Source organism: Mycobacterium sp. (assembly GCF_035499775.1).
Lineage (GTDB): Bacteria > Actinomycetota > Actinomycetes > Mycobacteriales > Mycobacteriaceae > Mycobacterium.
Genome location: NZ_DATJYB010000333.1, coordinates 1 through 9,351, shown reverse-complemented (window position 1 = coordinate 9,351; position 9,351 = coordinate 1). Strand labels below are relative to the sequence as shown.

The 9,351-nt window shown below is 63.9% G+C and carries 9 protein-coding genes and 1 pseudogene; 5 read left to right on the top strand and 5 right to left on the bottom strand.

The genetic code is table 11. The features are described 5' to 3' along the window. Positions 1-294 (top strand): annotated as a pseudogene (locus tag VML93_RS21065) (hypothetical protein); the annotation flags it as partial. Between the two features lie 803 nt (positions 295-1,097). Beyond that, on the top strand, positions 1,098-2,066 hold the full coding sequence (locus VML93_RS38655) for a hypothetical protein (protein ID WP_414686408.1): 969 nt from the start codon (positions 1,098-1,100) through the stop codon (positions 2,064-2,066). 38 nt (positions 2,067-2,104) lie between these two features. On the opposite strand, the gene VML93_RS21055 is transcribed toward VML93_RS38655, so the two are convergent. Beyond that, positions 2,105-2,779, bottom strand: a complete 675-nt coding sequence (locus VML93_RS21055) for a hypothetical protein (RefSeq protein ID WP_325613674.1) — start codon at positions 2,777-2,779, stop codon at positions 2,105-2,107. 434 nt (positions 2,780-3,213) lie between these two features. On the opposite strand from VML93_RS21055, the gene VML93_RS21050 reads away from it, so the two are divergent. Then, complete coding sequence (locus tag VML93_RS21050) at positions 3,214-3,723, top strand: phage major capsid protein (RefSeq protein WP_325613676.1); 510 nt, start codon at positions 3,214-3,216, stop codon at positions 3,721-3,723. Between the two features lie 351 nt (positions 3,724-4,074). On the opposite strand, the gene VML93_RS21045 is transcribed toward VML93_RS21050, so the two are convergent. Next, the gene (locus VML93_RS21045) at positions 4,075-4,755 is read right to left on the bottom strand and encodes a class II aldolase/adducin family protein (RefSeq protein ID WP_325613672.1); all 681 of its coding nucleotides are present in this window, start codon (positions 4,753-4,755) and stop codon (positions 4,075-4,077) included. Further along, a complete protein-coding gene (locus VML93_RS21040; RefSeq protein WP_325613670.1) occupies positions 4,752-5,027 on the bottom strand; it encodes a hypothetical protein in 276 nt (91 codons plus the stop codon). The genes VML93_RS21045 and VML93_RS21040 overlap by 4 nt, the downstream gene beginning before the upstream one ends. A 145-nt stretch (positions 5,028-5,172) precedes the next feature. On the opposite strand from VML93_RS21040, the gene VML93_RS38650 reads away from it, so the two are divergent. Together VML93_RS38650 and VML93_RS21035 are read left to right on the top strand one after the other, a co-directional pair. Beyond that, positions 5,173-5,445 carry a helicase associated domain-containing protein gene (locus VML93_RS38650; RefSeq protein ID WP_414686409.1) on the top strand — a complete coding sequence of 91 codons (273 nt, stop codon included), beginning with the start codon at positions 5,173-5,175 and terminating at the stop codon, positions 5,443-5,445. A gap of 167 nt (positions 5,446-5,612) precedes the next feature. Beyond that, complete coding sequence (locus tag VML93_RS21035; RefSeq protein ID WP_325613668.1) at positions 5,613-6,221, top strand: recombinase family protein; 609 nt, start codon at positions 5,613-5,615, stop codon at positions 6,219-6,221. 44 nt (positions 6,222-6,265) lie between these two features. On the opposite strand, the gene VML93_RS21030 is transcribed toward VML93_RS21035, so the two are convergent. After that, positions 6,266-6,532, bottom strand: coding sequence for a hypothetical protein (locus VML93_RS21030; RefSeq protein ID WP_325613666.1), 267 nt, complete (start codon positions 6,530-6,532; stop codon positions 6,266-6,268). A gap of 306 nt (positions 6,533-6,838) precedes the next feature. Beyond that, a complete protein-coding gene (locus VML93_RS21025; protein ID WP_325613664.1) occupies positions 6,839-8,818 on the bottom strand; it encodes an adenylate/guanylate cyclase domain-containing protein in 1,980 nt (659 codons plus the stop codon). Positions 8,819-9,351: the final 533 nt, after the last annotated feature.

The following is a 9,351-nucleotide window of genomic DNA, read 5'->3' as shown; positions in this document are numbered from 1 at the left end:
AGCTGTGCGAGCGGAAAGTGCGTCGCCACTATCGTCAGCGGCCCTGCGCCGAGGAACCCGACGGTTCCGCAGCCGGTTCAATTCACCTGGGATGGGTCGTCCTGGGCGCAAGTCAACGATTTCCAGTGGGACTGCATGATGCCCGACACGTCGATCCAATGGAATCCGGCCCGAGCCGACGTGCGCTACACGCCCCAACCTGACGGGTCACTCGCCGGCACCATGCACACCGACATCTTGAGCGGCGCATGCCAGGGCACCATCGACATGCACATGACAGCCGAGCGTGCCTAGGGTTCGCTGATCAGTCACTCACCCTTGTTGGGGACGGGCTTCATGAGTGGCATGGGGGTGGTGCCAGGTGGACACTGAAACCACTGAAATTGGGGCAGCGTGCACGGAATCCCTTCCTCCACATGCCCGCCCGAGATCACGTAGTCGTGGCAGACATTCGAGTCCCACGCTGGGTTGATGGTGAGCCATTGATTGTTCGTGTTCGGCAGCAACGTCCTGGGCAGGGGGTCGCCCGGGCACCAGTGAAAAGCCCCGGCGTGGGCAATACCTGCAGCCGGGCCCAAAGCGGCCCACCCCAAACCAGTAGACGCCAGCAGAGCGGCTGCTACCCCAAGGACGGGATTCCTCATAAACCGGAATCGTCCGCTTCGGGAGCGCTGCCGGCCAGTGGGAATACGCGTTGTTCGCAACATCGGGTTCACATTGGTCCTTTCGCTGCTGTCGTGCTGAAAAATTACCGCCGACCATTTGCGAAATTCTTGCGTTCACTTTGGGGCTACCGATTCTTTTCCAGTTAGGAGCCTGCTGCTTTGCGCGGTTCGCAGAAAACATGCTCGACGTCGGCCGATCGGTAGGATTCCAGCCCCGGGACCTCTGAGAAGTGTTGCCACGCTATGCGGCTGGGGTGGGTGGCGGGGGTGCGCGACGACGACGAGCCCCGTCCCGACAACAATCGGTTGGCGTGGCGCGCGTGCCTGTCTAGGCGTAACTAGAATCTGTTTCGAGCCGAGTTGGGTACATTCGCGAACTTCGATGGAGGACTCTGATGACCTCGCCGCGCTGCTTGGGGAGCGGTACGGATTGTGAGTAGCCCTCGGCTGCACGTCGCATTTGTATGCAGTTTCAATCGCGCCCGATCGGTCATGGCTGCCGCGTTATTCGCTGAGCAGATGCGGGAGCGTGGTCTGAGTGATGTGGTGCGGGTGTCCAGCGCGGGCACCCTCGCTTCTGTGGGTGATCGCGCCGACGAGCAGGCGTGTTGGGTGCTGCGTGAGTGTGGTTATCCGGTGCCGGAGGAGCATCGGGCTGCGCTCGTCGGTCCTGAGCACCTTGCCGCTGATTTGGTGGTGGCGTTGGGGCATGAACATGTGGGGGTGTTGCGCGAGCGTGGCGTTGACGACGACCGGCTTAGGTGCGTCGACGTCCGGAATCCACTATTCGGCGCTGATTTCGAGGACGCCTTCGTAGCTATCGACGCCGCGATGCCCGGGCTGCACGAGTGGCTGGACGAGCGCCTGACCGCACCTGGTTTCGGCCGCTTGGAAACTGCCGTCGGCTATCGCTTTTGGACCGGGATCTCCGGGGATGTGCTGCGGTCCCCGTACTACTCGGAAATCTCGTGGCCCACGAAATTGTCCGACGCCGGATGCTCCATCCCGCACCACGTGCCGCCGGCGCCGGGGTGCGAGTGCGGTTGGTACGCCGACATCGAGGTCGCCGACGTGATCGCGCGGGCACGCGGGTTCCCAAGAGTGGCGCGAGACGTGTCGCGACTGGGGGTTGTGGATCCGCCGTGGACGTATCTGGTGGTCGGCAAGGTCGTCTTGTTCGACGTGTTGCCATACCAGCCACGACCCACGATGAAGATCAGCCCCCGTGCCGAGTACCGGGCGCGCGCGGGCGAGATCGTCGAGCTGGGCCTCCTCGACACCGACGGGGGCCCAGAGGCTGTGGCGTTCGGCCAGGAGTTGTCGGATCGGTACGACGTGGAGGTCCTGGACATCAGCGATCGGGGGCAGCTCGGCGACTTTGCCCCGGGCAGCGGCGGGTAGCACACGACCGAGCCTTTTACCCTTCGCCTTGAACAGATCTATAGGGCGTCTGGGCCGACTTCCCATTCGGGAGTGCCCCACGGGCTGCGTTCTGTTATCGGCGTCCACCCGGCTCGCACACAGGCTTGAAAAAACAGCATGCCCAGTTCGCGCGGCCCGATGAACGAGTCGTCGGCGGCCCGCCAGCGGTTGAAGAACAGCACGACACGCTCGGTATTGACGCATGGGAACACGAAGTTGACCCAACGCGGCCGAGAGCCGGAATGCGGATCGCGACACATGACCAGCATGCTCGGTTGGCTGACCTTGTTCACTCGGCTGACGTACATCCGCACGTAGCGAAAGTGATTGAGGTCGAAGGGAATTGCGATGCTACCGCGCATCAGGGTCACAGCGCCGCTGGGGTCGATATAGCAACTCCGGACCGCACGTAAGGGGCGCAGGACGGCCCAGACGCCCGCCAGCACCACCGTTGATGTCATCGGCACCGCTACCGGCAGCGGCATTTGGAGCGCGACATACGCCAGCGTCGGACAGAAGGACAGCGCCAAGAACCACGACGCCACCGAGGGTCGGAACCGTATGAGACCAACGATGTCGGGGTAAGCGATAAAGCGGTACTTGGTCATGCGCGCAATACTGATCGGCAGGACCACGATCAGCAGGCCGGCTATGAAGAGCAGGCTCGGCAACCACACCGGCGCGCCGGACATGTGCGTCATTGTCCTCTGCGTCAACGATTCGCCCACGAGCTGAATCGCGCAGCGCCCGTCCTAACGACGGCCGCACCTAAGCGCGGCCCGCGCGCCGACGGCTCCCATCCCATGAATTTCCCGGCGCAGGTCCGCTCTTATCCGCAGGTCAGATACTCCGAGGGCCGGGTAAGCCATGACGCAGGTGAGGGCAACCGGAGTTGGGACGAGGTAGCCCTATCCGAATAGCCCCTTCTTCTTGGCGACCCCCTTCACGTTGGTTTCGCACTGTGGGCACTTCAAATATCCCGAGACCTGCTGATTGCACTTTCGACAGCCAAACCAATAACTCTTAGCCAACGACGAAGTTGTCAGATCCTGGAGATAAATTCCGGAGCTACCGCAGTTGCCGCACTCGAAGTCTTTCTCCGTGCAGCGGCGTGAGCAACGCGGACATGTCGCCTTCCACGCCTTCGTATAGCCAGCAGCCATTGCCGTCGACCCTTCCTAGCCGCCTATCCGGCGCGTCGATTATGGCACGCGGTGAGCGGGCGAAAGAGGCTTTCTGTTGCGGGAGCGCAGGCCGTGATCAGTCATCAACGGTGCGGTCTGAACCCGGTAGCGTCCCGGAAACTGCCTCCGATACCTCGCGCTGGCTGATCAACCCTGCTGACTGGTATGGATCGGTGCTAACCTCCCGCGACTCGCTCGGGCGATTGCTCTTCATCGACAACGTCACCGGCTCTAACGGTCCCGGCTCGATCGTCGGCATCCCGGCCGTGGTTACCACCCAGATCGCCAGCGGCAGCGCCGCTTTGGTGGATGTCTCCCGCGTGTTCATTGCCCAGGACCAGGTCCCGTCGGTAGCGCTACTCACTGAGCGCTACGCCGACCAGGACGCAATCGGTGTCCGGGTGACCACCCGCTGGGATCTACAGCTCGCTCAGCCCGAGGCAGCCCGCTGATCCAATACAAGCGGTGATCCCAACCCGGCGTCAGCGAGTTAGGCGCGTCGAACAAACGCGGACCCACCACCTGCACAACCAGGCTGGTGCCGTCCCCATCACTGTCGGGGACGATGAGCCGGCCGCAGGCTCGAATCCTGCCGGGGGCACGGCCTGAGCAGCATGAATGCTATGCCATACAAGGTCCGTGCAACTAGATGTTCGGCCCCGCTAGATAGGGAGCGGGTGACCGGCAAGGGCAACGCGGCGACGAACCGTTCGGCGTTTACGCGCGAATACCCTCTTGCCATGTCGAAGCTGGCGCGACAAGTTGCGATCGGCTACCGGCGCCGACCCGGGCGTAGCCCAAGCTCACAGCACTGACGTCGACGACACCCGCGCCATCGACTCTCGGACAGCGGCGAGGGACCCTTCGGGGAAGTCCACCGCCCCACCGATCCGGGTCGCAGCCAGCTCTGCCTCGGCGCTTTCCTCGATCGCCACCAGCAGTCGAGCAGTAGCAAGAGGGTCAGGGCCGAACGCCAAGAGACCATGGTTGGCCAGCAAAACCGCGGCTGTCGCCGGGTGTCGTCCAAGAGCCTCGGCGATGTTCCGAGCAGACATACCCGACCCACGAGGTCCCCATGCCGCCACTGGCACGTCTTCGGCCTGCCCGAAACGCAACAACGGCTCAAACCGGCACGGCAACGGCCGGTGGGCCAGCGCGAAAGCCGTCGCGGCGGGAGAGTGGGTGTGAATTACTGCGCCGACGTCAATGCGAGCGTTGTAAACGACGCTGTGCATGGCGATAATTTCGGCGTTCTCCGGCGCTAGCTCGCCGTCAAGGACCTCGCCATCGAGACCGACCGTGGCCAGCTGGTCAGGGCGCAACTCTCGCACATACCCGGTCGTGGTCAGCAAGAACCGATCCGCGTCGAGCCTGGCGCTCAGGTTGGCCAGCCCGGAGTGCGATAGCACCCCCGAGACGAGTAGATGCTTGTTAGCTTCGATGATCCGTTGAGCATGGATTTGCACTTCATGTGCAGTCGTCATCTCGCATTCTCCGAATCCCGTTTCATGCGATCCAGTTTGCTGCAAACAGATTTGCTGGGCACGCGGATCATGGACGTGTTTCGATGACCCATTCTTCGTGTCGGCTCCGCCTGCTTGAGCGTGCTCTTCCGCGCAAGTGCAGTCAATAAGGTGGGGCCGACGAGTTGCACGCCGTCCGGTCGGACTTTGCGTTGTTCGTGCGCGAGGAGTGCGCCACGAAGCTGACGCACCGCACCTAACCATCCCTGGGCGGTCAGCACGGCAGCCTGCATGGCACTTCCGCCGGCGCGAATGCTGCCGGGGCACCCATACACGGAGGAGAACGGGAACGCGCGTGTGCCCCAGTCCTATCAGGCCGGCGCAGTCAAACTCGGAGTCTGGGTCGGGGAACAGCGGTGAGCTTTCAGAAGAAGGGCCATCTCCGCGGAACGGCGCAAGCTCCTCGAAAGCCTGCCGGGATGGGCATGGAACACCCAGGACGAGCAATGGGAGCAGGGGTACGAACGGACCAAGGCGTTCATCCGTTTGCACGGTCATGCCCGAGTGCCGGTCGCCCATGTCGACGAGGAGGGATACCAGCTCGGTACGTGGGTCGCCAATCAACGGCGGAAGTACGCGAGGAACGAGCTGCCCGACAGCCGGATAGCCCGCCCGGAGAAGCTCCACGGCTGGACCTGGAAGGCGCGATGAAGCGGATCCGTTGAGGATCCGTAGTTTCTCAGTACTTTAGTTGTGAGACAGGCCGCACAAGCCCCACTGACGCAGAAGAAGTCGTACGTCATGCTGTCGCAAAAGTTGCCTCAGAACTATCGTCGCAATAGTTGTGTTTCTGAGATTTTTGCGACAAACTCAAGGGCATGCCCACCGCAGCCGCCGCCCCAAGCACTGGCGCTCAACTCGGCTACGCCCGCGTGAGCACCGGCCACCAGTCCTTGGATCAACAGCTCGACGCGCTCACCGCAGCGGGGGTCGACCCGAAGCGGGTCTACAGCGACAAGCTGTCTGGAATCGCTACACGCGAGCAGCGGCCAGGGCTCGCGGCGTTGCTGGATTACGCCCGTCCCGGCGATGCCATCGTTGTGGTGGGGATTGACCGCCTCGGCAGGAACGCTGCGGAAGTCATGACCACGATCCGCGAGCTCGGTGAGCACAACATCGTTCTTCGGTCATTGCGCGAGGGGATCGACAGCTCCAACGCGACCGGACGGATGGTGGCCGGCGTCCTTGCCAGCTTGGCGGAGCTGGAACTGGAACTAGGCCGGGAGCGCCGGATGGCCGCACGGGAGGCGCGTCGGGCACGCGGGCAGCACATCGGGCGACCCAGGGCGCTCGACAAGAAGAAGGCCGCTTTGGCCATGCGGATGCACGCAAGCGGCGAATCGGCGAGCACGATCGCCGACACTCTCGGCGTGAGTCGGGCGACGGTGTACCGCGTCCTGGCCGAACAGACTGCTGAAGGCGACTGAGAACACGCTGCGTCGCCCCGCATTGGATACTCGATGCGCGAAACTCAACCAAGGCGTTCCAGTTCTGCTCGGGCCTGGTCGATTTGGTCATAGGCGTAGGTCACCACGGCGGCGGTGGTCATCGTCTCGCCCTTGCGGGCGAGCGATTCGTAGGTTTGGTCGCCGAGGGCCACGCGTAGGTGGGCGATTGTGGTGTTGACCTCGGGAAAGGACGCGGCAGTCAGGGGACTGAACGCGAAACCGGCGATGGTGGCCGCTGAGTCGAAGCGACCGAGCCGGTCGAGGAAGACGGCGAGGTTTATCAAGGGCAAACGAATAAGGGTGTCATTGCCTGAGTCGTGGTGGTTGCGGATCGCGAGCGTGGCGTGCTCGAGTGCGGCAGCGGGTCCCCGCATTTGGCCTCGGCTCGAGCTAGAGGGACCGCCAGGAATGACTCGTTGGCGCGGTTGCCGCTGTCCTGAGCGATCACGAGGCCCCGGCGCAGGGCGTCCAGTGCGCGGACGGAATCGGCGTCACTGAACGCGAACCCGTAGGTGAAAAGCGCGAACGAGAGCGCCCACGGGTTGCGCGTAGCTTCGGCGGCGTCGATCAGACCTCTCCCGACCGCCATCGCTTCGTCATGGGACCCGGCGAGCGTCAATGCAAGGACTAGGGCTGCCATTGTGAGTCCGTGGGTATCGCGACCATGTGCTCTGGGCGGCGTCCGCATAGCGGACAGCCTCCTCGATCCGTCCCACGATCCAGCACAGCGCCGCCATCGCATACAGGAACGCGAGCCGGGGATGATCGACGGCGTGGGCTGGTTCGATGAGTTCTTCCGCCCAAGCTATCGGCTCATAATTCTCGATCAGATAGCCGAGGAACCCCGCGTAGGTGGCGATGGTGGCGGCCACGTCGAGGTCGCCGTGGTCGGCGGCCCACCGAAACGCCGTGCGTAGATTGGCCAGTTCGATAGCGAACCACTCGTAGGCTTCCCGCTGTCGTGGGCTGTCCCAGAGGGTCATGATGTCGGTTTCCCGCCCGGCGAAGTGGCGGGCATGGGCGGCCCGGACCTCCTCGGCCACACCCCGGGCGGCGAGTTGTTCCTCGGCGAACTGGCGGATCGTCTCCAACATCGAGAATCGGGTTCGCCCCGCCGACCGATCAGCCACCAGCAGCGACTTCCGCACCAGGGCGTCGAGCAGATCCAGGGTGGCGAAGTCATCATCAGAACCCATGACCGCGCAGGCGCTTTGGAGGTCGAATCCCCCGGCGAACACCGAACACCGCCCCAGCAACGCCTTCTCCGGGTCCTCGAGGTGGTCGTAGGACCACGCCACCGCATGGTGGAGGGTTTGGTGGCGTGCCAGGCCGCGCCGGGAGCCGACCAGCAGCCGGAACCGCTGATCGAGCCGATCACGCACCTCGCTGACCGTCATCGACGCCATCCGCGAGGCCGCCAACTCGATGGCCAACGGAATGCCGTCGAGGCGGCGGCAGATCTCCACGACAGCGTCCGCCTCGCCGGGCTGGGCCAGCGAGAAGTCCGACACCACACTGTGGGCACGGTCGACGAAAAGGCTCACCGCGGCGGATTCGGTTCCAGAGTCGATGTCGAGCGACGGGACACGCCATAACTGTTCTTCGCTGACCCCCAATCCTTCGCGGCTGGTCGCCAGAATCGATACCGTCGCCGAGGCGGCCAGGATCGCCTCGACCAAATCCGCGACACTGTCGACAACGTGCTCGCAGTTGTCGAACACCAGCAGCCGCGACCGGCCCTCCAACGCGGCGGCCACCGACTCGCTCACTGTCTTGCCCGGTTGCTGGGTGATGCCCAACACCGCCGCCACTGCGTCGGGTACTGCCGCCGGGTCGGTGACCGCAGCCAGCTCGAAAAACCAAACGCCGTCGGGAAATTCATCGGTGAGCCGGCCAGCTACCTCCACCGCCAGGCGGGTCTTGCCGACCCCACCTACCCCGGTCAGCGTGACCAGCCGATGCGCCTTCAGCGCGGTCTCCAGCTCGGCGACCTCTAACTCACGCCCAATGAAGCTTGTGGCGGGAGGCCGCAGATTCCCCGGACTAGCTTCCAGCGCCCGCAACGCGGGAAACTCTGTCTGCAGGCCCGGCGCTCGGACCTGAAACATCCCGACCGGGGTGGGTAGGTCCCGCAGCTGTCGCGGCCCAAGATCCAGGAGATCCACCCCGCTGAGCAGACTCGCGGTCGACTCGGCCGAAAGGATCTGACCGCCGGGCCCGGCGGCCATCACCCGCGCCGCACGGTTCAGCACCGCACCGAAGTAGTCACCGTCGCGCAGTTCGGCCTCGCCGGTCGCGATGCCCATCCGCACCGGCAACTCCAGCGCCCCCTGGGCGGCCACCGCTGCGTCGACGGCTGATTTCGGTGACGCGAAGGCGGCGCACACACCGTCACCGGTGTGCTTGAACAAAAATCCTCCGTGCGCTTCAATCGCCGAGCGCAGCACCTTGTCATGAGCGACCAGCGCGGCCCGCATCGCATCCGCGTCAGACTCCCACCGACGCGTAGAACCCTCCACATCGGTGAAGAGAAACGTCACCACCCCCGAAGGAGCAGCCGCCGGCGCATCGGACACCCCCGCAGAATCTCACGACGGACGCGCTCACACCACGCCCATCGCCGAAACCTGGCCCCCGCAGCCGACCCCCAGTTCGATCATCCCGATAACTGGTCAGGAGTCCTGACTTCACGGGTCGATGTCGATGTCAGGTCCGCTGACACTATGCCTGGCCGCAAGGGGCTGAGGTATGACCCTCCCCTCCATCTCGTCGCAGCGCGGACTCACGCGGCGCTACCGGTAGGCTCGGAACGGCAGCTTCCCTGACCACCGGCTGGCGGATTGAGACAAGCCTGTCAATCAGGTTCAACAGCATCCGGGGTGCACATTCCTGGCATACGTTCTGGCGTGCCAACCAACGCGGACAGTAAAGAAGCACGTCATAACATCGCGTGACAGGTGTGACAGATCGAAGTATTGACGGATTATGTGCGCGCGTAGGCGAACCTGTAGATCTGTCACATCTGTCACGCGTCGCGGTCCTTCGTCCTCACCCCCTTGGTCCCGCAGGGCAATTCCGCATCGCAAGCTCCCGATTCTGGTGCGTTCGA